At 69.8% G+C, this 23,585-nt stretch carries 23 protein-coding genes; 10 read left to right on the top strand and 13 right to left on the bottom strand.

The genetic code is table 11. From position 1 onward, the window contains the following. The first annotated feature begins 22 nt into the window (after window positions 1-22). Window positions 23-2,830 carry an FAD-binding and (Fe-S)-binding domain-containing protein gene (locus GA0074694_RS23455; RefSeq protein WP_091461875.1) on the top strand — a complete coding sequence of 936 codons (2,808 nt, stop codon included), beginning with the start codon at window positions 23-25 and terminating at the stop codon, window positions 2,828-2,830. 48 nt (window positions 2,831-2,878) lie between these two features. On the opposite strand, the gene GA0074694_RS23450 is transcribed toward GA0074694_RS23455, so the two are convergent. The 3 genes from GA0074694_RS23450 to GA0074694_RS23440 all read right to left on the bottom strand — a co-directional run bounded on the left by GA0074694_RS23450 (window position 2,879) and on the right by GA0074694_RS23440 (window position 6,281). Further along, on the bottom strand, window positions 2,879-3,730 hold the full coding sequence (locus GA0074694_RS23450; protein WP_218105788.1) for a PaaX family transcriptional regulator: 852 nt from the start codon (window positions 3,728-3,730) through the stop codon (window positions 2,879-2,881). Between the two features lie 122 nt (window positions 3,731-3,852). Continuing rightward, a complete protein-coding gene (locus tag GA0074694_RS23445) occupies window positions 3,853-5,907 on the bottom strand; it encodes an amylo-alpha-1,6-glucosidase (protein WP_091461872.1) in 2,055 nt (684 codons plus the stop codon). Beyond that, the gene (locus GA0074694_RS23440; protein WP_091461870.1) at window positions 5,904-6,281 is read right to left on the bottom strand and encodes an SCP2 sterol-binding domain-containing protein; all 378 of its coding nucleotides are present in this window, start codon (window positions 6,279-6,281) and stop codon (window positions 5,904-5,906) included. Before GA0074694_RS23440 ends, GA0074694_RS23445 begins: the two co-directional genes overlap by 4 nt. A gap of 209 nt (window positions 6,282-6,490) precedes the next feature. Between GA0074694_RS23440 and GA0074694_RS23435 the strand changes: the two genes are divergently transcribed. Then, entirely contained in the window at window positions 6,491-6,868 is a 378-nt protein-coding gene (locus GA0074694_RS23435; protein WP_091461867.1) for an SCP2 sterol-binding domain-containing protein, read from the top strand. Further along, window positions 6,865-8,928, top strand: a complete 2,064-nt coding sequence (locus GA0074694_RS23430) for an amylo-alpha-1,6-glucosidase (protein ID WP_091461864.1) — start codon at window positions 6,865-6,867, stop codon at window positions 8,926-8,928. Before GA0074694_RS23435 ends, GA0074694_RS23430 begins: the two co-directional genes overlap by 4 nt. A 254-nt stretch (window positions 8,929-9,182) precedes the next feature. Here the strand turns inward: GA0074694_RS23430 and GA0074694_RS23425 are convergent, their stop codons facing one another. The 3 genes from GA0074694_RS23425 to tnpA all read right to left on the bottom strand — a co-directional run bounded on the left by GA0074694_RS23425 (window position 9,183) and on the right by tnpA (window position 10,590). Continuing rightward, window positions 9,183-9,707, bottom strand: coding sequence for a GNAT family N-acetyltransferase (locus tag GA0074694_RS23425; RefSeq protein WP_091461861.1), 525 nt, complete (start codon window positions 9,705-9,707; stop codon window positions 9,183-9,185). 46 nt (window positions 9,708-9,753) lie between these two features. Further along, window positions 9,754-10,086 (bottom strand): hypothetical protein, encoded by a 333-nt coding sequence (locus GA0074694_RS23420; RefSeq protein WP_091461858.1) that lies wholly within the window; start codon window positions 10,084-10,086, stop codon window positions 9,754-9,756. A gap of 108 nt (window positions 10,087-10,194) precedes the next feature. Next, a complete protein-coding gene (gene tnpA / locus GA0074694_RS23415) occupies window positions 10,195-10,590 on the bottom strand; it encodes an IS200/IS605 family transposase (protein ID WP_091460663.1) in 396 nt (131 codons plus the stop codon). A 38-nt stretch (window positions 10,591-10,628) separates the two neighbouring features. Between tnpA and GA0074694_RS31110 the strand changes: the two genes are divergently transcribed. Next, window positions 10,629-11,567 carry an RNA-guided endonuclease InsQ/TnpB family protein gene (locus GA0074694_RS31110; protein ID WP_218105787.1) on the top strand — a complete coding sequence of 313 codons (939 nt, stop codon included), beginning with the start codon at window positions 10,629-10,631 and terminating at the stop codon, window positions 11,565-11,567. Here the strand turns inward: GA0074694_RS31110 and GA0074694_RS23410 are convergent. Then, entirely contained in the window at window positions 11,531-12,373 is an 843-nt protein-coding gene (locus GA0074694_RS23410; protein ID WP_091453604.1) for an IS5 family transposase, read from the bottom strand. The genes GA0074694_RS31110 and GA0074694_RS23410 overlap by 37 nt on opposite strands. Between GA0074694_RS23410 and GA0074694_RS34330 the strand changes: the two genes are divergently transcribed. Then, window positions 12,363-12,821 carry a zinc ribbon domain-containing protein gene (locus GA0074694_RS34330; protein WP_425413632.1) on the top strand — a complete coding sequence of 153 codons (459 nt, stop codon included), beginning with the start codon at window positions 12,363-12,365 and terminating at the stop codon, window positions 12,819-12,821. The genes GA0074694_RS23410 and GA0074694_RS34330 overlap by 11 nt on opposite strands. Here the strand turns inward: GA0074694_RS34330 and GA0074694_RS23400 are convergent. From GA0074694_RS23400 to GA0074694_RS23390, 3 genes are all read right to left on the bottom strand, one after another. Next, on the bottom strand, window positions 12,744-13,610 hold the full coding sequence (locus GA0074694_RS23400; RefSeq protein ID WP_091461851.1) for a hypothetical protein: 867 nt from the start codon (window positions 13,608-13,610) through the stop codon (window positions 12,744-12,746). The genes GA0074694_RS34330 and GA0074694_RS23400 overlap by 78 nt on opposite strands. Before the next feature lie 462 nt (window positions 13,611-14,072). Then, on the bottom strand, window positions 14,073-14,624 hold the full coding sequence (locus tag GA0074694_RS23395; RefSeq protein WP_091461849.1) for a DUF5994 family protein: 552 nt from the start codon (window positions 14,622-14,624) through the stop codon (window positions 14,073-14,075). A gap of 3 nt (window positions 14,625-14,627) precedes the next feature. After that, the gene (locus GA0074694_RS23390) at window positions 14,628-15,050 is read right to left on the bottom strand and encodes a LapA family protein (protein WP_218105785.1); all 423 of its coding nucleotides are present in this window, start codon (window positions 15,048-15,050) and stop codon (window positions 14,628-14,630) included. Between the two features lie 526 nt (window positions 15,051-15,576). Here GA0074694_RS23390 and GA0074694_RS23385 point away from each other — a divergent pair. From GA0074694_RS23385 to GA0074694_RS23370, 4 genes are all read left to right on the top strand, one after another. Continuing rightward, window positions 15,577-16,305 (top strand): GAF and ANTAR domain-containing protein, encoded by a 729-nt coding sequence (locus GA0074694_RS23385; RefSeq protein ID WP_091461847.1) that lies wholly within the window; start codon window positions 15,577-15,579, stop codon window positions 16,303-16,305. 148 nt (window positions 16,306-16,453) lie between these two features. After that, a complete protein-coding gene (locus GA0074694_RS23380) occupies window positions 16,454-17,245 on the top strand; it encodes a SigB/SigF/SigG family RNA polymerase sigma factor (RefSeq protein ID WP_091461844.1) in 792 nt (263 codons plus the stop codon). A gap of 49 nt (window positions 17,246-17,294) precedes the next feature. Then, window positions 17,295-17,660 carry a DUF1622 domain-containing protein gene (locus GA0074694_RS23375; RefSeq protein ID WP_091461841.1) on the top strand — a complete coding sequence of 122 codons (366 nt, stop codon included), beginning with the start codon at window positions 17,295-17,297 and terminating at the stop codon, window positions 17,658-17,660. Further along, the gene (locus GA0074694_RS23370; RefSeq protein WP_091461838.1) at window positions 17,657-17,944 is read left to right on the top strand and encodes a hypothetical protein; all 288 of its coding nucleotides are present in this window, start codon (window positions 17,657-17,659) and stop codon (window positions 17,942-17,944) included. The genes GA0074694_RS23375 and GA0074694_RS23370 overlap by 4 nt, the downstream gene beginning before the upstream one ends. A 46-nt stretch (window positions 17,945-17,990) precedes the next feature. Here the strand turns inward: GA0074694_RS23370 and nhaA are convergent, their stop codons facing one another. Together nhaA and GA0074694_RS23360 are read right to left on the bottom strand one after the other, a co-directional pair. Then, window positions 17,991-19,313 (bottom strand): Na+/H+ antiporter NhaA, encoded by a 1,323-nt coding sequence (gene nhaA, locus GA0074694_RS23365; RefSeq protein WP_091461836.1) that lies wholly within the window; start codon window positions 19,311-19,313, stop codon window positions 17,991-17,993. A 198-nt stretch (window positions 19,314-19,511) separates the two neighbouring features. Continuing rightward, window positions 19,512-21,368 (bottom strand): polysaccharide biosynthesis protein, encoded by a 1,857-nt coding sequence (locus GA0074694_RS23360; RefSeq protein ID WP_091461833.1) that lies wholly within the window; start codon window positions 21,366-21,368, stop codon window positions 19,512-19,514. Between the two features lie 201 nt (window positions 21,369-21,569). Between GA0074694_RS23360 and GA0074694_RS23355 the strand changes: the two genes are divergently transcribed. After that, on the top strand, window positions 21,570-23,018 hold the full coding sequence (locus GA0074694_RS23355; protein ID WP_091461830.1) for a tyrosine-protein kinase domain-containing protein: 1,449 nt from the start codon (window positions 21,570-21,572) through the stop codon (window positions 23,016-23,018). Here the strand turns inward: GA0074694_RS23355 and GA0074694_RS23350 are convergent. Further along, window positions 22,999-23,550, bottom strand: coding sequence for an arsenate reductase/protein-tyrosine-phosphatase family protein (locus GA0074694_RS23350; RefSeq protein WP_091461828.1), 552 nt, complete (start codon window positions 23,548-23,550; stop codon window positions 22,999-23,001). The genes GA0074694_RS23355 and GA0074694_RS23350 overlap by 20 nt on opposite strands. Between the last annotated feature and the right edge of the window lie 35 nt (window positions 23,551-23,585).

Here is a 23,585-nt window from a genome sequence, read left to right as displayed (position 1 = left end):
TATGTGTGGGTCCGGGTGTTCGATGACCACGGCGCTTGTCAACGCCCTCCGGGCGGCGGTCGGTGATGTCGCGGACGTCCGCTCCCGCGCCCTGGACCGTCATGTGCGTGCAGCGGATGCCTCCCACTTCCTGCTGACTCCGCAGGCCGTCGTGGTCGCTCGGGATGCCGAAGCTGTGGGTCGGTTGATGCGGGCGACGGCTGGCCTCCGTGTCCCGTTGACGTTCCGGGCAGGCGGCACGAGCCTGTCAGGGCAGGGCCTCACCGAGGGGGTGCTCGTCGATGTCCGGGCCGGCTTCCGAGACCTCGAGGTGCTCGACGATGGCCGGCGCGTCCGTGTCCAGCCCGGCCTGACGCTGCGGCAGGTCAATGCGCGTCTAGCGCCGTACGGGCGGAGGCTCGGACCCGATCCCGCGAGCGAGGCGGCCTGCACGGTCGGCGGCGTCGTCGCCAACAACTCCAGCGGAATGGCGTGCGGGACCGTGGAGAACTGCTACCGCACCGTCGAGTCGCTCGTCCTGGTGTTGCCGTCAGGCACGGTGGTCGACACGGGAGCTCCCGATGCCGACGAGCGGCTGCGTGCCGCCGAGCCGGAGCTGCACGAGGGGCTGCTTCGGCTACGAGATCGAGTGCGCGGGAACCCTCGGTCGTTGGCCACGATAGAGCGACAGTTCGCCATGAAGAACACCATGGGATACGGCGTGAACTCCTACGTCGACTTCGACACGGCGTGTGAGATCCTCGCCCACCTGACGATCGGGAGCGAAGGGACGTTGGCATTCGTCGCCGAGGCGACCTTCCGCACCGTTCCGTTGCGCACGCACGCCGCGACCGGTTTCGCGGTGTTCGACACCCTCGCGGAAGCCAATTACGCCCTGCCTTCCCTTGTCGCAACCGAGGCCGCGACGATCGAGCTGCTGGACGCGACGTCCCTTCGGGTCGGGCAGTCACTCGGGCCCGCCGCGGATGTCCCGGCTCAGGTCGCGGCAGTCACGGGGAGGGAGCATGCTGCGCTTCTGGTGGAGTACCAGGCCGAGACTGCCGAGCAGCTGGCCGACCTTGTCGATGTGGCCGGCGCTGTGCTCGCCCAGCTGCCGGTCAGCACCCCCGTGCGGCTGGATCGGGACCCTCGAGGGCGGGCGAAGCTCTGGAAGCTCCGCAAGGGTCTGTATGCCGCCGTCGCCGGTTCTCGACCCAGCGGGACCACGGCTCTGCTCGAGGACATCGTGGTGCCGGTAGGCAGTCTCGCCGACACCTGCGAGAGTCTCCGCGACCTGTTCGACGTCCACGACTACCGCGACAGCGTCATCTTCGGGCACGCCAAGGACGGCAACGTCCACTTCATGTTGACGGACCGCTTCGAGTCCGAGGAACAGCTCGAGCGGTATCACCTGTTCACCGAGGCGATGGTCGATGTGGTCCTCGGCCATGGCGGATCGCTGAAGGCCGAGCACGGCACGGGTCGCGTGATGGCGCCGTACGTCCGTCGCCAGTACGGCGACGAGCTCTACGACGTGATGCTGGAGACGAAGCGTCTTGTTGATCCGGACGGCATGCTCAACCCGGGCGTCGTGCTGAACGACGATCCAACGGTGCACATCCAGCACCTCAAGCTCCACCCGAAGGTCGAGGAGGAGGTCGACAGGTGCGTCGAGTGCGGTTTCTGTGAGCCTGTCTGCCCGAGCAAGAACCTCACACTCACGCCACGTGAGCGCATCGTCGCACGGCGCGCGGTCGAGTCGGCCCGTCGTCGGGGCGACGAGGCGCTGGTGGCCGAGCTCGAGCAGGCCTACCGCTACGACGGGGTCGACACCTGCGCCGCAGATGGGATGTGCCGGACGGCGTGCCCGGTCCAGATCAACACAGGTGACCTGGTGAAGCGCCTCCGGCGTGACATCCACGGCCGCGCCGAGACAGCGGTGTGGACTGCTGCCGCGAAGCACTGGTCGAGTGCGACCCGCGCCGGCTCGGTGGCGCTCAGCCTCGCCGCACTGTCTCCGTCCAAGCTGGTGACCGGTGCCACCGACGTCGGTCGCACCGTCCTTGGAACCGAGGTCGTCCCCCGCTGGACGCCGGATCTGCCAGCGGGCGGGCAACGGCGTGCGCGACCCACCGTCGACGATGCGGACGCGCTCTACCTCCCGGCTTGTGTCGGATCGGTGTTCGGCGCCGTCGGCGACGGCGTGCAGGTCAGCCTGGAGCGTCTCTGTGAGCGGGTCGGGCTCCGCTTGGCCGTGCCGGAGGAGATCGACTCGTTGTGCTGCGGCACGCCCTGGTCGTCGAAGGGATTCCCGCGGGGGTACGACGAGATGCGTACCCGAGTGCTTCGAGCGGTGAGGCGAGCTGGGCACTTCCGGGTCATCAGCGACGCGACGAGTTGCACCGAGGGTTTCACGACGCTCTTGCGTGATATCCCTGGCGTTCAGGTCCAGGACGCTGTGGCATTCGTGGCCGAGAAAGTCCTGGATCGCTTGCCGGCCCACCACAAGATCCCCAGCCTCGTGCTCCACCCCACCTGCTCCTCCGCGCACCTCGGCGTCGACGACGCCCTCGTGCACATCGCGCGGTCGGTCGCCGAAGACGTGCACGTTCCGGTGGACTGGGGTTGCTGCGCGTTTGCCGGCGACAGGGGAATGCTCCATCCGGAGCTGACCACCGCCGCCACGGCACCCGAGGTACGAGAGGTGAAGAATCTAGGGGGAGCCGCGCACGCCTCTTGCAATCGCACGTGTGAAATCGGGATGACTCGCGCGACTGGTTTCCCCTATCAACACATCCTCCAGCTTCTCGACGCTGTCACACGACCGAGGGAGGAGTCGCACGGAGCGTAAGACCGGGCTGCCCACCGTGGTGGTGTGCAGCGTCGCGATGGAGCTTGGTCAGGACGCTGCGCACGCCGTGCGACCGATTCCAGACCCGGGCTTCGCGTGAATGACCTCCAGAGCGTGTGACCGGGCGGGCTGTCGAAGAAGAGCATCGAGGTCCGCGAACAACTCGGTCGCCCTGGTCCCGCTCCAGTCCTTCGGAAGCACCGAGGCAGGCAGCCCCGGGTCCAGGTACGGAAGCCGGCGCCATTCGGTCAACAACGGCACATAGACCTCGAACGCGCGCTGCGGTGACTTCGACGACTTGCGCCACTCCGCCTGAACGCCCCCAAAGTTGTCGATGAACGTGGAGTACTCGGCGTTCATCGCCTCGAGGTCCCACCATGTCCGGACGCGCTCCTCGAGAGCGCCGAAGTGCTCGTACGAAGCCCGGAACACCTCCACGTAAGGACTGAGCCCGCGCGTGGTGAGCATGTTCACCGTTTCCTGGAACAGGACGCTAGGAGCAACCCAGACTCCCGGCGACACCGTGCCGAAGCCCGACCCGGACAGCAGCGTCCGGAGCTTGTGCCGCCGGTCCCTCTCCGACTCGGGTACCGAGAACACCACCATGACCAGTCCGTCCGACTCGGTCGCCCTCTTGAGGCCGAAGATGCGGACGTCTCCTTCGCGCAGGACCTCGAGAGCACTCGCCGATAGGGAGTATCCAGCCGAACCGCCCACCTTCATGGACTCCAAGACACCGCGCCGCTTGAGGCGGGAAATCGAAGAACGCACGCTGGCCGAGTCGACGCCGAGGTCAGACATCAGACGCACGACCGCACTCACCGATAGCCAGTTGTGCTCGTCGCGGGCGTAGAGGCCGTACAGGGTCAAAATCAGCCGACGAGGCGCAATATCGAACACGGGACGAGCGTAGCGCTTCCTACACAGTCGCGATGGATCCAGGGCCCCGGTGTCGCTGTTACAATGTCCGGTTTGATAGTGCTTTGCTGGATGGCGTAGGCGACGAAGGTATTGGCGCGGTCTTAGCGTCGCTCCGGGTGGGCGCGTCCGACGGCGCCCGCCCTGCCCCACCGCCCGGGGATGTCGAGCAGCTCGATCCGGCCCATGCCCGGGGGCACGGCCGGTCTGGCCACCAGGTGCTCGCCGCGTGGCTCCATGCCGAGCATGGTCCGCAGCAGCAACAGGGGAGTTCCGGTGGACCACGCCTGTGGGCTGCACGCCGTGGGGTACAGCACGGGATATCTGGTCAGCGTCCGCTCGTATCCGCCGAACGCCTCGGGGAGCCGTCCGTCGAAGTGTTCCGCGGCGTCGATGATTCCCTCGGCGATGCGGCCGGCCTCCTGGTGGAATCCGTAGCGGCGCAGCCCCCAAGCGATGAAGGAGTTGTCGAACGGCCACACGGTGCCGACGTGGTAGCCGATCGGGTTGTAGCGTCCCTCGCCGGTGCCGAGCGTCCGCACCCCCCAGCCGGAGAAGAGTTGGGGGCCGAGCAGGTGTTGGGCGATCTTCGGTGCCCGGGATTCGTCGACGATGCCGCTCCACAGTAGGTGGCCGATGTTGGAGGAGAGGGCGTCGACCTGGCGGCCGTCGCCGTCGAGGGCGATTGCGTAGTACTCGCCGTCGGCAATCCAGAAGTCGCGGTTGAAGCGTTCCTTGAGGTCGGCGGCTTCCCGTTCGAGGCGGTCGGCGTACGCGGGGTCGTGCCAGAACTCGCGGGCCAGCCTGGCGCCGCGGATCTTGGCGTCGTAGGCGTAGCCCTGCAGCTCACAGGTCGCCCGGGGCAGGCTGGGCAGCCGCCCGTCCCGGAACGAGATGGCGTCCCAGGAGTCCTTCCAGCACTGGTTCTCCAGCCCGGTCCGCTCGTTGCGGCGTTGGTACCAGACGTAGCCGTCGCCCATGATGTCGCCGTACTCGTCGATCCAGTGCAGGGCGGCTCTCCCGGGACGTTCGAGAGACCGGACCAGGGTGGCGTCGCCGGTCCACCGCTCGTACTCGTCGAGCAGGATGACGAAGAGAGGAGTGGAGTCGGCGCTACCGTAGTACGGCGAGTGTGGCTGCTCCTCGAATGCGGCCGTCTCCCCGTACCGCAGCTCGTGGAGGATCTTCCCGGGCTCCTCCTCGCGGAAGTCGTGCAGGACGGCCCCCTGTCGCACGGTGAGCTGGTGTAGCGTCGTGGCGGCGAGGTCGGGCGCGAACGGCAGTGCCTGGATGCTGGTGAGGATGCTGTCCCGGCCGAAGATCGCCATGAACCACGGTAGGCCGGCGGCGGGGATGGCGCGTCCGCCGGCGGTCAGCGGTGCGTAAAGCAGCGCGGAGAGGTCGGCCAGGCTCCGTCGGTAGGTCATTCCCAACGTGGGCGAGTCGCAGGTGAGGCGGGGTGCCCGCGCGAGCCACCCGACCAGGTCCTGCCGGATCTGCGCTCGGGATCGACCGGGTCTGCCCTCCAGGCTCTCCCGAAGGTCGCGCCCGTCCCGGCCCAGCGCCTGCACGTGCAGGTTGGTGGTCCATTGACCGTGCGGTTCGAGTCGAACGTGGTATGTCAGCCCCTGCTCGTCGACTCGGGCCGGCACGGTGGACGAGACCAGGGTCTCCCGGCGGAACGCTTCCCGCCGATAGCCGAGACGTAGGCGCCCGCCGTCGACCTGGGTGTAGTACGTCCCGCTCTTGTTCCGCACGTCCTTGATCTCGAAGAGGTCGGCGAAGTCGCTGTCGACGTCGAGCCGAATCCGCAGGTCGACGGGCCTGGATTCGTTGTTGATCACGGTCAGTTGCTCCGTGAAGCTTCCGCCGATGGAGCGGTCGCGAATGGCCGAAACACCGATGTCCGAAACACCGATGTCGACGAGTGGAGCGGGGAGGGTCGGGACGACGACCATGCGGCTCTCGAAGTGCTCGACCTCCTCGACGCTGAGCGCGTTGACCCGCTCGTCGTTGATGGACAGGATCCATTTCGACAGGAATCGGGTGTCGAACGAGAAGAACCCGGTCGGGATGGTGGGGGACGCGTCGATGTCGCCCGTCTCCTCACTGACGACGAACGTGTTGCCGTCCAGCAGCCGGATAAGGCCGTCGCTCATGCCGCACGTCTCCGTTCGCGGCCGAAATCCCGAGGGTGATGGGCTTCGGGCGGCGCCGGCATGAGCCGAACGAAGAGGCGGGCCAGCCGTTGATCACCCTCCGTCGTGACTTCGTTGCGCAACCATGCCGGGTACATCTGTGACTGGCCAGCCAAGATCCGGTCGAAGGTCGCCCGGCTGACATGGAAGACAGAGTCGGCCTTGCCTCCATCCCGAGAGACGCGGATATTGCCCCGTTCGATGGCCACGAACCAGCGGTCGACGCCCTGCTCGTGGGTGAGGTCGAACCGTATGGTCCCGGTGGCGTCCTCGAGGAGGGTCTCGTGCCCGCGACGGGCGAGGGACTGGAAGAAGCTCGTGGTCAGATTCGACATGTCCGCCTCCCTCCGATGCGTGCCGAGCCCGGATATGCCGCGTACCCACCCTGACCCGGAGCGAGGCCCTGCCGCATCACCCGGATCGGGTGGATTTCCCCGCGCCGCTCGCCGCCGCAGTCCAGGCTCATCCGTTCCGGGTGAGGACGACCCACCCTGATGCGCATGACGCTGCTCGTGGTCCGGCGGATTTCTACGGGGGTGGTGCCATGTCGGAGACGACCAGGAACTTCTTCGAGGCGCTCGAACGACACGGCCACGAACGCCTGCTGAAGAAGACGAACGGCACCATACGGTTCGACCTCGAGCGTGACCACGAGGTCGACCACTGGTTCGTGGAGATCCGCAGCGGCGTCGTCCGGGTGTCACAGCAGAACCGCGCCGCCGACACCGTCATCCGCTCCGACGACGCCTTCTTCGACCGGATGGTCCGCGGGGAAGCCAAACCGTTCCCGGCGTGGCTGAGGAACGATCTGACGTTCAAAGGACAAATCCGGCTCGTCAGCTTGCTGGAGCGGCTCTTCGCGCCGCCGCCCAACGCGCGTCACCCGCGGATCGCCGCCCGGGACCGGGGGAGGCAGGGATGAAAACCGATGTCGTCAGAATCCTGGACGGCAACATCTTCGTGTTGAGCGACGGCAGCGGCGACATAGAGGCGGCGCCCCACGTCCCGACCGGCTACTTCTCATCCGACACCCGGTTCCTCTCGCTGTGGCGACTGACCATCAACGGCGAACGGGTGAGCACACTGGCGATGGACGACCCGTCGTACTTCGAGGCGCGGTTCTTCCTGGTGCCCGGGGCCCCGACACACTACGTCGACGCCAAGGTCTCGGTGATCCGCGAACGGGCGGTGGCCGGCGGCTTCGAGGAGCGGTTGACAGTGCTCAACCATTCCGGGGAACCGGCCGTGTTCACCGTCCGGGTGGACGCCGGCTCTGACTTCAGCTCGGTGTACATGGTCAGACAAGAACGCACGCAGGCCGGCCGTGTCTACCAACGCGTCGAGAACGGTCGCCTGCACCTCGGCTACGTGCGGGAGAAGTTCCGGCTGGAGACAGCGATCTCCACGACCGAGCCGGCGCAGGTCGACGAAGAGGGGCTGACCTACCACATCCGGATCGAACCCCACGGGCAGTGGACCACCATGCTGCACGTCCGGGGGCTGGTGCTGCATCCCGACGGTCAGGACCTGCGAGAACAGCTGACTCCCCCCCGCCAGCAACGCGACGCGGCAAGGCTCCAACACGACCTGCGGCAGTGGCTCGACAAGGCTCCGCAGCTGAGCTGCGACTGGAAGCCACTGGAGCGGACCTACCAGCGCAGCCTGGTCGACCTTGCCGCGCTGCGGTTCTCGCCGCTGGCGCTACCGACCGAGCCGCTGCCCGCGGCGGGCCTGCCGTGGAACGCCACCCTCACCGGCCGCGACCCCATCCTCACCAGCCTGCAGGTCCTGCCGTTCACACCGGACATGGCCGTCAACACCCTGCGGATCCTCGGCATCGACCAGGGCAGCGTGCTCGACGACTTCCGGGACGAGGAGCCGGGCAAGATCCTGAGCGAGTTCCGCTACGGCGAGCTGACCGCGTTTGAGGAAATTCCCACATCGCCCTACTTCGGCGCCGCCGACAACACCCCGCTCTACGTCATCCTGCTCGACGAGTACGAGCGGTGGACGGGGGACGCCGCGGTGGTGCGCGAATTCGAGGACGAGGCGCGCGCGGCGCTGCACTGGATCGACGAGTACGGCGACATCATGGGCGACGGCTACGTCTGGTACCAACGCCGCAACGAGCGGACCGGGCTGGAGAACCAGTGCTGGAAGGACTCCCCGACGGCCATCTCGTTCCGGGACGGGCGGCTGCCCAGCCTGCCCCGGGCGACCTGTGAGCTGCAGGGCTACGCCTACGACGCCAAGATCCGCGGCGCCAGGCTGGCCCGCGAGTTCTGGCACGACCCCGCGTACGCCGACCGCCTCGAACGGGAAGCCGCCGACCTCAAGGAACGCTTCAACCGCGACTTCTGGATTGCCGACGGCGAGTACTACGCACTCGCCCTCGACGGCGACGGCCGCCAGGTCGACGCCCTCTCCTCCAACATCGGCCACCTACTGTGGAGCGGCATCGTCGACGAATCCCGGGCACCGAAGATCGCCCAACACCTGCTCGGCCCCCAACTCTTCTCCGGCTGGGGCGTACGCACCCTCGCGCAGGGGGAGGGACGCTACAACCCACTCGGCTACCACGTCGGCACCGTCTGGCCATTCGACAACGCCTTCATCGCCTGGGGGCTACGCCGCTACGGATTCCACCAGGAAGCCGGGCAGATCGCCGAGGGAATCATCGACGCGTCCCGGCACTTCCAGGGTCGACTTCCGGACGCCTTCGGCGGCTACGACCGCGAGTTGACCCGGCACCCCGTCCCGGAACCCGCGGCGAACAGCCCACAGGCCCTGGCCACCGCAGCGCCCCTGCTGCTGATACGCACGCTGCTCGGCCTCGAGCCCTACGGCGATGATCTGGTGGTCTCGCCGGCACTGCCCGAACGGTTCGGTCGCATCGAGCTACTCGACATCCCCGGACGGTGGGGCCGCGTCGACGCCATCGGCAGCGTGACATCCCAGGAGGCGAACGCGGCCGACAGATGAGCGTGGCGGCGTTGCCGTCGACCGATGCCGGTGATCAGTGCTGCGGCAGACAAAGCCGCAGTTCACAACCCCTGCAAACCAGTTATGGCACGGCACAGGGTCAACGGACCAAGCGAGCGAACCTCCGCAGCTACTCGCGTAGCCACCGCCGGTCCAGCGTGGGCGGGCCCGGCGCCCGACCGGCGCAGCTGGAGGCGGCCTGAGGGCCACCTCCGGTCAGCGGGCCGCTCACCGGCGTGGAACCGACTGGTGGGTCAGGTGCTGATCCAGTACCGGCGGGTCGCGCGGGGTTCGGTGTTCCGGACGTCTTCGAGGACGCCACCGCAGCGCTCGATCGTCTTCGCCGAGGCGATGTTGTCCGCCTCGCAGATGATCAGCACCCGGTCCAGGCCGAGCCCCCGCGCCTCGTCGAGCATCCGGCCCAGCGCCCAGGTGGCCAGGCCCCGCCGACGTGCGGACGGCCGGATGCCGTATCCGATGTGCCCGGTGACCCGGAGCCTGGATTCGTCGGGTGCGTGCCGGAGCGCGATCCCGCCGAGCATCCGGTCGCCCTCGACGATCCACCGGTACGTGCAATGCGACCGGCCGGCGTCCCGCGGCCCAGTCGGATCCGACTGGTCGACCAACCGGGCCACCCAGGCCGCGAATCCGTCCGGGGAGTCGACCTCGTCGGACGGCCGCAGCCCGAACCCGTCCTCGTGGAGGCCGGGGCCCCACTCGCGGTGCGCGTCGAGCCAGGCGGCGTGCAGCCGGACGGTGGGTGCGACCAGTTCGGGCATGCGGCGACGATAGCGCTTTGCGGTCGCGCGGTGGCCGGGGCGCGGCTCATCGAGAGCCCGGTCCGGTCGTGTCCCGATCGAGGCTCGTCCGGAGCACGTCCATGACCTGCGCCACCATGGTGGAGGGACGGCGGGCACGGAGGTCCAGGACGTTTCCGCAGACGCCGACGCGGTTCGCCACGAGCAGCCGCATGATCGTCAACAGCGGGTCGAACCGGCCGGTGAGGTCGAACTGCCGGCCGTCCGGAGCGATCACGAGAGCCGGGGTGACGCCGGCGGCGAGGTTGCTGCGATTCCAGTCGATCTCGTGCGCCCGGCGGTCAGGACTCACCAGCGCGACGAGGTCCTTCGTGCGGTGCAGCAGCGCGAGGTAGTTCATCGGATGTCTTCCGTGGAAACCCCCGGCTTTGGCCGTGGGGAGGAAACGGAACCCTTGCGGAGCAGGTCAGGGATAGCCCATTCGCTGCCAAGGCGGATGGGCGTCTGGTCACACGTTGCGCTGGTTCTCGACATACCTCTTGACCACCTCCGAAGTGGCGCCGCCGGTCGTGGCGACGAAGTACGAGTTGGTCCACAGGGTCGGCATCCGGGACTTGAGGTGCGGGAACTCCTGGCGCAGCAGACGGGAGGATCGACCCTTGATCTGCTTGACCAGGCGGTGGATGCCGTACTGCGGGTCCACGACCACGAGCAGGTGCACGTGGTCGGGCATCGTCTCGATCGCCTCGATCGGTGCGTTCCGCTCGGCGCAAACCTCGCGGATGATCTCTTTGAGCCGCTCGTCCACCGTGCCGTCGATGACCTTGCGCCGGTACTTCGGGCACCAGACGACGTGGTAGTGGCAGCGGTACACGACGTTGTTGTTCGACCTGACCTCGTCCACGCCGAGACTATATAGCTTTGTGGTGTATAGTGTTCGGGGTGGACGAGACAGTGCGTTACACCTGTCGCCTGCGGCCCGGCCGTATCGCGCAGGCCGCACTGCTCGACGAGTGGGGCCGGTGCCGGTGGTTGTGGAACGAAGCTGTGCACCAGCAGAAGACCGGCCGCAAGCCGACGTTCGGGAGGCTGTCGAAACTGCTGGCCGAGGCCCGCAGCCGTCATGCCTGGCTGCGCGAGGGATCGCAGGTCGCACAGCAGCAGACACTGCGCACCTATGGTGCCGCCCTGGCCCACTCGTTCACGGTCAAGGGCCGGGGCCGACCGAAGGTCAAGCGGCTCAAGGACTCGCTGCCGACCCTGGAGTACACCACCCGCGGCTTCCGGATCAAAGACGGCCGGCTGTGCCTGCCGGGCACGGTGACCGTTGCGGTCGTCTGGTCGCGGGAACTGCCGTCCGAGCCGACCAGCGTGCGCGTCTACCAAGACACCCTCGGCCACTGGTACGCCTCGTTCGTGGTCCGCCGTGAGATCACCACCGCACCCGAGTCGGACTCGCCGGGTATCGGCGTCGACTGGGGTATCAAGACCACCGCCGCCACGACCGACCCGGCGTTCGACCTGCCGCACCTCGGCCATCGCCGCCGGTGCGCCGCCGAGATGGCCAAGGCCCAGCGCACGATGGCCCGCCGCCGTCGTCCCAAGGGACACGCCCCGTCGAAGGGCTACCAGACCGCGAAGCGGCAGGCCGCCCGGGTCGCGACAAAGGCCGCCCGACAGAACACCCACGACGCCCGCGTCTGGGCCAAGAACGTCACTGACCACCACGCGCTGATCGCGGTCGAGGACTTCAAGCCGACATTCCTCGCCCGCACCACGATGGCCCGCAAAGCGGCCGACGCGGCGATCGGCGCATGTAAGAGGTCGCGCGGAATGGTTGTTGATCATCGGCGGCGGGCGGGTCGGTTGTTCCACCGGTAGAGGGTCCATGCACGCCGGATGAGGCTGCGGACGGTGATGATCGCGTCGGCGAGGTCGAAGAAGGCGTCGATGACCTTCTCTGTTCGTTCGTAGCAGCGTTGCAGCCGGTTGAACGCGTTGTGCCAGCTGTTCGTCCGTTCGACGTGCCACCGTTGGCTCGCCTGGATGGGCGCCTTGTCGCCCTTGTGGGCGATCTCACCGGTCAGGCCGCGCTCGGCCAGCAGGGCGCGGGTGACCTGGGAGTCGTATCCGGCGTCGAGGTGCACCGTGATGGCCTGGGGTAGTGGGCCGAGGTCGTCGAGGTGGTCGAGGGTGGGGCCGAGCAGGGGTGAGTCGTGTCGGTTCGCGCCGGCCAGGACCCGGCCGAGGGGGATGCCGTAGCCGTCGACCATCAACGAGCGTTTCATGCCCTGCTTGCCCCGGTCGACCGGTGAGCGTCCGGCGGCCTCGCCGCCGCCGGGAGCCTTGGTGATGCAGCCGTCCACGGCGATGTCGTCGAGGACCAGGCCGACGAGCCGGTCGTAGGCGTCCAGGGCGATCTGTTTGAGCTGGGCGAACACCCCAAGCTCTATCCACTCGTCACGGCGGCCGCGGATCGTGGTGGCCGAACAGGTGGCATCGGCGATCGCCTCGTAGGCGCAGCCGAACCGCAACACCTGGACCAGCTTGTCGAACACGATGCGGTCATCGATCCGCTTGCGGTGACAGCCCAGCGGATGTGTCGGTTGGTAGGTCGGCCGATCGGGGAGCAGCGCGGCGAACTGGACCCACAACGGCTCGATCAGCCATGCTGGAATGGCAGGCACAGAACCTCCCGTGATCACGGAGCGTCAGCAACTTCATGATCACCAGTTCTGTGCCTGCATCCGTTCAGGCGCGCCGATCAACCCACCATTCCGCGCGACCTCTAAGAAAGAACTGATCGAGCGTGGTACGCGGGCGGGCCGCAAGGTGGTGCTGGTACCGCCCGCCTACACCACGATGACCTGCTCCGAGTGCGGCGAGAGAGCCAATCTTCGCCTCGGACTGGGTATCCGTACCTTCGAGTGCGCGGCATGCGGCTATACCGCATGCCGCGACCGAAACGCCGCGAGGACGATCCTCGCCACGGCCGAACGCGACCGTGCCAGTGCCGACGACGTAAGACATCTGATCGCCTCCTTCCGGGACGGTGGATCAGGTGCGGTCCGAGCTGGGAATCCAGGGCCTGGCCCCGGAGGAAAATCCCCCGGATTTATTCGTGGGGATCGTTAACGGCACCGTCAGCTTCTTCCGCGCGTCGAACGGCTCTCCGCCCTCGACGGGCCAGATCCGCAGGACGGTCTCCAGCACCGGGCCGTGGTACTGGTAGGTCGTCGTGCCCCGCAGCTCAAGGAACCGGGCGCGGGTGAGCTGGCCGCCGTGGCGCGCCCACCGGCGGTCGGTGTCGCCGAACGTCCCCGCCTCGCCGGGGAGGCCGTCGACCACCCACCGGGCCCGCCCGTCCGACGTCGGTGCGGACGCAGGCCACCCGGCGAGTTCACCGGCCCGCTCCACCAGGCGTCGGAGTTGTGCCGCCACCGGGGGAGTGAGGTGGCGGAGGTCGATCGTGTCGGCGTCCATCCGGATCCCGCCGACCGTGCCGGCGATGCGCATCTGCTCCAGCAGGAGGTCGGGGCGTCCGGTCAGATCGACGCGTCGGCCGTCGAGACCGACCAGCCGGCAGGGCCGGGTGCCGGACAGCAGGGCGCTGCGCGGCCAGTCGATGCTGACCTCGGCCGGAGCGGTGGGGTGGACGACGGCGACGAGATGACCGGCGGTGACGGCGGAGAGACAGAGCGACGGCACGCGCCGTTCGCCGGTCCACTCGAACGGCTCGCTGCCGTCGGGGTGGATCCGCAGCCGTAACCGGACGAGGGGCTTGACCTCGTCGGGGTCCAGGTCGCCGCCGTAGCTCTGGTAGGTCGCCTCCCAGCCGCCGCCGTACCGGACGAACGTCGCCTCCAGAACGTCGGCCGCGGCGAACCGGCCCTGCTGCGGGACGGGGACGTCGGCGCGCGGCATCCACAGGGCGAAAGCTGTCGTCCGGCCGGACCGGGCCGTCCTCCAGCCGGTCGCGGCGGGTCACGACCCGGTAGTCGGCCCGTGCGCCGGAGAACGCGAGGACGGGTATCGCCAGCGTGCCGACCAACCCGACGAGGAGGAAGACCAGTGGGACCCGGCGGTCGGCCTCCCCGGGATCGGCGACACCGAGCGCGCCCAGGACGAGCAGGATCGGCCCGGCCACGGTGCAGACCGCGGCGATGACGAGGTTGCGGGCGAACGTACCGGCGAAGCTCTGCACTGCGCCTCCTCCGCTGGCGTCGGTTCTTGATACCACCGCGACGGCCTCGGTGTCCCGCCCGACACCCGGGCGGCGACTACCGGGGCCGGCGGCGGGTAACGGTGGCCGGTGAGCCCGGAGGAGATCCTGCGCCTGGGTGACCAGGTCCTGGTCGCCTGCTCGGCGGACTGTGGGGGAGTTGGTCACCGACCACCTTTGCCACCTATGACGACCTCATCGGCTGCCCACGGCGCTCTGAGGATGCTGCCGCCCTCGTTGTCCCACATCGTGTACGCCGCGGATCCGATCGCCGGTGTCCCGCCCGGCGGGGGCGGTCCGGCGACGAGGAGGTCCGGTGCGTGCGTGAGGTTGGCCGGGTCAGCGGCGGCGGCCAAGGCCCGCTCGGCTGTCGCAGGTGCCGTGGTGGGTGGCACGACGAGCAGGTCGACCTGGTCGTCGCTGGCGGTGGTGGCGACCAACAGGGCGGGGTCGAGGGTATCGAACCAGCCGATCCGGACGACGTCCGGCCCGATGGCCAACCGATGGATCCGGCTGTCCCAGGTGTGGATGTTCAGCATGAGGTGCCGGATCCGGCCGTACCGTTCGGAGAGGGCGCGGACGAAGCTGGGGAGTTCGGCGGCCGGGTCCCAGGAACGCGGCCACCACCCGCCGTCCAGGACCGTCCGGTCCCTGGTGGGAGCGAGGACCAGTCGGGTGGGCAACGGCGATGACGGAGCGAGCGCGGTGCCGGGCATGGCTCACCTCTTCTGGTGTGGGGTGCGGGGTGTGCCGCGGGTGGCGGCGTTCGCCATCGGGAAAACGGAGTTGGGGCCGGACCGGGCGACGGAACGGCGGTTCAGTATCCGGAGTTGGACGATGCGAGCGGTGCCGGGAAGGGCGACGAGCAGGATGCCGAAGACCGCAGCCAGCAGCAGGGCGACTCCGAGGGGCAGGTGCCCGTGCGCGCCCAGGAACGACACGCTGGCGCGTTGCCCGTTCTGCAGTACGAAGACCAGGAGCAGCAGGAGCACGAGCGCGAACAGCACGGCGGCCACCCACAGGCCGCCCAGCCGGGAACGCTTCATCTCCGGTCGACCCGACAGGTGCCGGGAGACGGTGTCGGGGCCGCCGTGGCCGTTGACCACGGGAGAAGGGCGACGATGGTCCTGTGGTGCGGTCATCACGAACCGCCACCTTCCACGGTGCAGTTGACATGCCTGAGTACCGGGGGAGCCAGCGCAGGCATGGGTCGCTGACGGGCGGGTGTCGTGGCGCCGTGGTCCGGAAGCGTCGCTACGAGGGGCCGGTGGTCCCGGAGGAACCGGTGACGTGACCGGTTGGCATGGTGCGCGGACTCGGCCGGCAGGGGGACCCCGACTGGTGGGTCGCGCCCGCCAGTGGCGGACTGTCAGCCACCGGGGTCCCGAGCGACAACTGCTTCCATCGTACGCTCCCGGTCGCCGGCCGGCGATTCGACGGCGGCCGGCCCCGAGCCGCGCACGAAGCGTGATCCGAGAGTACGGTGATTTCGACGGTGGAGTCCGTCCGTCGGCACCGTATTCCGCGCGCCCGGCGCCCGGTCGTACCGGACCCGGCGGAGCTGACCCCCAACCCTCGCGGTGCGAGGGCCACGCGCCGCTCGCGCCGCCGCTCCAGGACGGCGGGATCGGTCGCGGCGTGCTGGACCGCCAGACGAGGATGACTGACATGATCGAGATCGAGATGTCCGACGTGTTCGTGGAGACGGCCGACACGCTCGTCGACGACTTCGACGTACTCGAGTTCCTGCACGTGCTGACCGACCGGTGCGTCCAGCTGCTGGGCGTCTCGGCGGCCGGGCTGCTGCTGACCGATCAGCAGGACACGCTGCGAGTGGTGGCCGCCTCCTCGGGTCGGACCAGATTGCTGGAGCTCTTCGAGCTCCAGACCGACCAGGGCCCCTGTCTGGACTGCTTCCGTACCGGTCGACCCGTGTCGGTGGCCGACCTGCCCGCCGCCGGTCGGTGGCCCCGGTTCACGGCGGCCGCCGCCGAGGTCGGCTTCGCCGCGGTCCACGCCCTGCCCATGCGCCTGCGCTCCGAGGTGATCGGCGCGCTGAGCCTCTTCGACGTCCAGCCCGGCGCGCTCGACGAAGGGAGGCTCCGCGTCGGTCAGGCCTTGGCCGACGTGGCCACCATCGGGTTGCTCCAGCAACGCGCCATCCACCAGCGTGACATCCTCACCGAACAGCTGCAGACCGCGCTCACCAGCCGGGTCCTGATCGAACAGGCGAAGGGGGTGCTCGCCGAGCGTCTCCAGGTGGACGTGGGTGCGGCGTTCACCCTGTTGCGCGCCGAGGCGCGCAGTCGTAACCGGCGACTGTCCGACCTGGCTCGCGCCATCGTCGACGGCTCGGAGCAGTTCGTGACCGGCGAGGCGGACGTGGGGATCGGCTGACCGCCGGTTCAGGGCGGTGCCGTCGGAAAGGTTCTCCGGTCGAGTTGCCGTGGGAGAGCCTCGTCGCGCCGCAGGGCGTACGGTGGTGCTGTCGCCCAGGCCCCCGGTGGCTGTCAGTCCCGCCGCCAACCCGTAAGGGCGTTCAACGATGGCCATCCCTCTCCCGGCCGCTCCCGGCCTTGCGCTGCTGCCTGACGCATCGGCCCCCCGCGAACAGTTGTTGCACCAGCTTGCCGCGCTGCACGGCGACGATCCCCGCCGCGCGAGGCTCCGGGATCGGATCATCGAAGACCGTCTACCGCTGGCCAGCCGCCTCGCCCGCCGGTACACCGGACGCGGCGAGCCCTACGACGACTTGGCGCAGGTCGCGGCTCTCGCCCTGGTCAGAGCAGTCGACGGGTTCGACGCCAGTCGGGGTTCGCCGTTCTCCAGCTATGCGGTCCCGACCATCCTCGGCGCCCTCCGCAGACACTTCCGCGATTCCACCTGGGCGATCCGGGCACCACGCAAGGTCCAGGAGTTGAACAGCAGCGTTCGCGCCGCGACGGGAGAGTTGACGCAACGGCACGGCCACCATCCGAGTGCCGTGGAACTCGCTGACCACTTGGAGGTGGGCGTCAACGACATCCTGGCGGCCGTCACGGCCGCGCAGGCCTACCGTCTGGTGTCTCTGGACGCGCCGCGCCCTGGTGCCGACGACCTCGCGGCATTGGACCGCATCGGGGCGGTAGACCCCGAATTCGCCCGGGTCGACGACCGCCTCGCGCTTTCACTGCTCGTCGCTCCCCTGCCGCCGCGCGAACGTCGGATCCTCGCCATGCGGTTCCACGGCCACATGACCCAGGAACAAATAGCCAACGAGGTCGGATTGTCGCAGATGCACGTCTCGCGGCTGCTGACGCGATCCCTGGCCCGGCTCCGGGCCAGAATGCCGAGCTGACCGCTGGTCTGGCGCGACTACCGGGGCCGGCGGCGGGTAACGGTGGCCGGTGAGCCCGGAGGAGATCCTGCGCCTGGGTGACCAAGTCCTGGTCGCCCTGGTGGAGGTCGCCGGAGCGGTCGTGATCTTCGTCGGCGCGTGCTGGGCGGCGGCGCGGTTCCTGGTGGAGGGGCTGCGGCACCGCAGCGCCGCCGTGTTCACGCCGATCCGGCTCTCCCTGGGGCGTTTCCTCACCCTGGGACTGGAGTTCCAGCTCGCGGCCGACATCCTGCGTACGGCGGTCTCCCCGACGTTCCCCCAGATCGGTCAGCTCGCCGCGATCGCCGCCATCCGGACCGCGCTGAACTACTTCCTGCGGCGGGAGATCGCCCAGGAACAGCAGCAGGTCGGCGCCGCCGGCCGGATCGACCGGTGATCCGCGTCGCGGTCACCGCGCTCGGCGCGGCTGCGTCGGTCTGTGCCGTGGTGGTGCTGCTGACGTCCGGATCGTGGCGTGCCGCCCTGCGGATCCTGCTGGACCTGTTGACCGCTGCCGGGCTGCTGCGGCTGGGCGGGGCACAAGGGTGGGGCGCCCTCGCCGCGGTGGCGGCGATCGTGGCGCTGCGCCACCTGCTCTGGGCCGCCCTGGCCGCCGCCGAGCCGACCGTCGGCGGGGCACCGGAGGACCGGCGTGCCCCGACCCCGGCCCACCGGTGCTGACGGGGCCGGGCCCCCACGAGCCGGCGCGGACGCCGACGACGGCCGGTCAGTTCGAGGAGGCCGGCCGCTGCTGGTAGACGTCCGGGACGCCGTCGCGGTCGGCGTCGCGCCGGTCCCGCTCGTCGATGCGCCGGTGGACCTTGTTGCGGCGGATCAGCAGGACCGAGGCGACCACGGCGGCGACCAGGGAGCCGGCCAGCACCCCGGTCTTGACCTTGTCCTCGGCGTCGGTGCCCGCGCCGAAGGCCAGCTCGCCGATGAGCAGCGACACGGTGAAGCCGATCCCGGCCAGGCACGCGACGCCGAGCAGGTCGGACCAGCTCAGCTCGCGGTCCAGTTCGGCGCGGGTGAACCGGGCGACCAGCCAGGTCGAGCCGAACACCCCGATCGCCTTGCCGAACACCAGCCCGACCACGATGCCGAGCACGATCGGGTCGGTGAGAAGGCCACCCAGGTCGGTGCCGCGTAACGAGACCCCGGCGGCGAAGAACGCGAACACCGGCACCGCGAAGCCGGCCGACACCGGCCGCCACCGGTGTTCCAGGTGCTCGGCCAGGCCGGGGCCGGTGCCTCCGCCGAGCACCGGGACGGTGAAGCCGAGCAGCACCCCGGCGATCGTGGCGTGCACCCCGGAGGCGTGCACCAGCGCCCAGGTGGTCACCGCGAGCGGGATCAGCGCCCACCACCAGGTTCTGCGTCGCTGGACCAGCAGGGCGAAGGCGGCGATCGGCAGCAGCGCCGCGAGCAGCGGCAGAGGGCTGAAGCCGGAGGTGTAGAAGATCGCGATGATGATGATCGCGAGGAGGTCGTCGACCACGGCCAGGGTCAGGAGGAACGCCCGCAGCCCCTGCGGCAGGTGGGAGCCGATGACCGCCAGGACGGCCAGGGCGAAGGCGATGTCGGTGGCCACCGGGATGGCCCAGCCGCGTAGCCCGTCGGTGCCGGTGACCAGCATGACCCCGACGTAGAACAGCGCCGGCACCAGCATGCCGCCCATGGCGGCCACCACCGGCAGCGCGGCCCGCCGGGGGTCGCGCAGCTCACCGGCGACGAACTCCCGCTTGAGTTCCAGGCCGACCACGAAGAAGAAGACGGCCAGCAGGCCGTCGGCCGCCCAGGTGGCCAGGCTCAGGTCGAGGTGCAGCGCCTTCCCGCCGGACCAGGGCACCCATGCGCCGAGCGAGGTGTAGGCGTCCGACCAGGGGGAGTTCGCCCAGATGAGGGCGAGCACCGCACCGAGCAGCAGCAGCCCGCCACCGACCGTCTCGGTGCGCAGGACGTCACCGAGGAACCGGGCCTCCGGCCAGGAGGAACTACGGGTGAAGAGGCGGCGCTCGTCGTCCGGGCGTGGGGGGTTGCGGTGGCTCATCGGCGTGACTCGTCTCGGGGTCTGGGGTCGGCAGGGCCCATCGCCGACCAGACTTCCCGGCACACCGGCTCCGACTTTACCGACCAGGGCCGGAACCGGCGAGCGCTGGCGCTGGGACGCTGCTCACCGGGCCGGGTGGGCAGCGCCCGGAAGCTCACCCGGCCCGGGACACGGAGGTGCCGACCCCGGGAGGCCGACTCACCCGCGCAGCGGGAGCGCCGCGTCCGTACCGGTCCGGGCGCAGAGCGCGTCGAGGCGCTTCACCAGTTCCTCCGGATCCGCGTACGGGTCGAGGGCGTGCAGCTCCTCCGGGGCCAGCGCCGGCACCGGTACGTGCGAGACGAGCGGGTGCAGCGGACGGCTGTCGGCCTCCCCGGGGCCGAAGAGGTCCTCGTGCAACTTCTCGCCGGGCCGCAGCCCGGTGAAGACGATCTCGGTCGGGTGCGGGGCCTCGGCGGCGAGCCGGCGCGCCACGTCGGCGATCCGGACCGGTTCCCCCATGTCCAGCACGAGCGCCTCGCCGCCCCCGCCGATGCTCGCGGCCTGCAGGACCAGGTGCACCGCCTCCTGCACGGTCATGAAGTACCGGGTCACGTCCGGGTGGGTCACGGTGATCGGCCGGCCCGCCTCGATCTGGGCCCGGAAGGCGTTGAGCACGGAGCCCCGGCTGCTGAGCACGTTGCCGAATCGGACGCTCAGGAACGCGGCCCCCAGCTGTTGGGCGTGGTGTGCGGTGAGCCGTTCGGTCACCCGCTTGGAGTAGCCGAGCACGCTGACCGGGCGGGCCGCCTTGTCGGTGGAGATGTTGACGAACCGCGCCACGTCCCGGCACGCCTCCAGCACGTTCAGGGTGCCGAGGACGTTGGTCTTGACCGCCTCGCCGGGGTGCCGTTGCAGCAGGGTCAGGTGTTTCAGGGCGGCGGCGTGGAACACCACGTCCGGCCGGCGGTCGGCCATGATCCGGGCGATGCCCTCGGCGTCGCGGATGTCGGCCAGGATCAGCTCCGGCCCGTCCAGCAGGGCCCGCCCGTGCAGGGACATCTGGAGCGCGTGCAGCGCGGACTCGTCCCGGTCGAGCATCATCAGCTCACCCGGCTCGTAGCGGGCGATCTGCCGGCAGAGTTCGGAGCCGATCGAGCCGCCGGCCCCGGTCACCAGCACCCGCCGTCCGGCGAGCCCGCTGGCCTCGACGGTCAGTTCCGCGGCCCGGTGTGCCCGGCCGAGCAGGTCGGTCAGTTGCAGGTCCCGGACGTCGGTGACCGCCACCGGCCGTTCCAGCAGTTCGCGGACCGGGGGCAGCACCTTGAACGCGGCCCCGGTCTCCAGCGTCCGGCCGCGCACGTCCCGCAGCAGGTCGGCGTCGGTGCCGGCCATCGAGAAGATCACGGTGGTGGCACGGGTGCGGCGGATGACCTGTTGGATGTCGGCCCGACCGCCGAGCACCCGGAGACCGTGCAGGCGCAACGGCCGGCGGTCGGGGTCGTCGTCGAGCAGGCCGACCGGCAGGTACCGGCTGCGTGGGTCGCTGAGCAGGGCGCGTACCAGTCGTTCGCTCGCCGCGTCGACGCCGTAGACGAGGGTCCGGCTGGCCGACCGGACCGGGCGGTCGCGGCGGTCGCGGTGGTGCCGGTAGCCGGCCCGGGCCGCGACCATGAGCAGCAGGGCGACCGCGCCGCCGAGCAACGGGGTGGTCGCCGGTACGGGACGGACCGCCATCGGCAGCAGGCAGGCCAGCATCGCGGCGGTGGCCAGGGTGACCGTCGCCGCCAGGCAGCGCGCCTCGTCGGCGCTGCCGACCGGGTGCCGCCCGCCGACGGTGAGCCAGAGCTGACTGATCCCGGTGTGGACCACGGCGCAGACCAGCGCGCTGGCCAGCACCAGACCGGTGTACGGGGCGGTGAGGTCGAACTCGAACCGGGTCCACGCGGCGGCCATGAAGCCGGCCACCCACGCCAGGACGTCGAACGTGATCAGGGCGAGGGTCGCGGTGCGTCGGGTCACCCAGTCCCGGTGCGGCACGGGACGTTCCGGTCCAGCGGGAGAAGCATGGTCCATCTTATGCCCTCAAAGATCGGTGAGTAGTGGTCAGTGCCCCATTGAGGGGAATACGACTTATTGCGGCGATTCATCAACTACATTCGGCGAGATGACTCCTACGGCCGGTGAGCGGTCTTCATCCTGTCACGGCTTATATCCAGTTTGGGGGCTTTTCGTGCAGTTCATCCATGTGCTGGTCGGGCAGCGGGGGCGCGCCTGATGGACCTCCGTACCTACCTCCAGCTCGTCCGCCGTCAGTGGTGGATCGTGCTGGTCACGGTCCTGGTCGCCCTCGGCGCGGCCGGGTGGCTCACCGTCCGGGCCGAGCCGCGTTACGTGGCGTCGGTGACCTTCTTCGTCACCACGCCGACCCAGGGCGTCACCGACGCCTACCAGGGCAGTCTCTGGCTCCAGCAGCGCGTGAAGTCCTACGCCGACCTGCTGCGCAGCGACCGGCTGGCGCGTACCGTCGCCGCCGACTCCGCCCTGGGGCTGACCCCCGACGGGGTGCAGAACCGGCTGGACGCCTCTCTCCAGAACGGCACGGTGTTGATCGAGGCGACCGTCACCGACACCGACCGGACCCGGGCGCTGCGGCTCGCCGAGGCGGTGTCGGTGAAGTTCGCCGACCTGGTGAGGACGGTCGAGACCCCGCCGGAGGGGCGCTCCTCGGTCAAGATGGAGGTGGTCAGCGGTCCCGGCGTCGGCACCGAGCCCGTCTCCCCGCGCATGGACCGCAACCTGCTGCTCGGCGGGCTGCTCGGACTGCTCGCCGGAATCGGGTTGGCAGTGCTGCGGGGCCTGGTCGACACGCGGCTGCGCGACGGGGACACCCTCCAGCGCGCCACCGGCAGCCCACTGCTCGGCGAGATCCCCTTCGATCCGGATGCCCGGACCGAGCCACTGGTCGTCGGCGACGCGGCGACCTCGGCGCGCGCCGAGGCGGTCCGTAAGCTCCGTACCAACCTGCGCTTCGTCGACGTACACGAACCGGCCCGGATCATCGCCGTCACCAGCGCGTTGCAGGGAGAGGGCAAGACCACGCTCTCCTGCAACCTGGCCATCACGCTGGCCGAGGCAGGGTGGCGGGTGCTGCTCGTGGACGCCGACCTGCGCCGCCCCCGGGTGGCCGACTACCTGGGCCTGGAGCGGGGTGTCGGCCTGACCGACGTGCTGCTCGGCGACGTCGAGGTCGGCGACGTGGTGCAGCGGTGGGGGGACCGCTCGCTGCTGGTGCTGCCCAGTGGCTCGAACCCGCCGAACCCCAGCGAACTGCTCGGCTCCAAGGCGATGGCCGATCTGCTGCTGGCGCTGCGCGAGTCGGCGGACATCGTCATCATCGACACCGCGCCGCTGCTCGCGGTGACCGACGGAGTCGTGGTGGCCGTGCAGGCCGACGGGGCGCTGATGGTCAGCCAGCAGGGCCGTACGTCCCGTAACCAGGTGGCGCGGGCGGCCAAGGCGCTGCACTCGGTCTCGGTGCGCACGCTCGGCTGTGTGCTCAACATGGCCCGCGTGGCCAAGGCCGACGCGTACCAGTACGAGGCGTACCGGGTGGCCGCGGACCGCCGGAACGTGCCGACCGACCGGGCCACCGCCAGGCACGGTGCGGGCAACCGGTCCGGCGCCGGCCAGGCCGCGCAGGAACTCACCCGGCTGCCGCGATGAGTACGCCGATCGGCGCGATCGCCCGCTCGATCTCCTCGGCGCACCGCTGGAAGTCGGCTGCGGTACCGCCGATCGGGTCCACCAGGTCGTCGGTGTCCGGCACCGGTTGCAGCCGGCTCCGCGCCCGGACGGCCGCCTCCACCGCCGCCCGCACCGGCCGGCCCGCTGCTCGCCGCGGTGGGTCGGCCGCCGCGGCGAGCCGGGCGAACTGCCGCAGCGTGAACGTCCGGTGCACCGCCGCCGGAGCGAGTCCGACGCAGACCGCGCGTTGCCGCCGGGTGGCGGTCAGCACCAGCGCGGCCTCGGTGAGATGGTCGGTCCGCAACGGTCGGCTACGGAACCCGCTCGCGTCGATCCCCCGGGCGGCGGTGATGACCGCCGCGTACGGGTGGATCGGCCGGCCCTCGACGGCGTTGGTGCCGGCGCTGGTCACCGCCACCGGCCACCGCTCCAACGCCCGCCGGGCGATGTACTCGGCCATCGGCGACCGGCACAGGTTGGCATGGCAGACGAACAGCACCTGTTCGGTCATGGGAACCCCTCGTGTAGGGCACGTCCTGGAGCCGG

This window comes from Micromonospora inyonensis (assembly GCF_900091415.1).
Lineage (GTDB): Bacteria > Actinomycetota > Actinomycetes > Mycobacteriales > Micromonosporaceae > Micromonospora > Micromonospora inyonensis.
The sequence above is the reverse complement of the archived record's forward strand: the minus strand, read 5'-3'. Positions and strand labels throughout refer to the sequence as shown.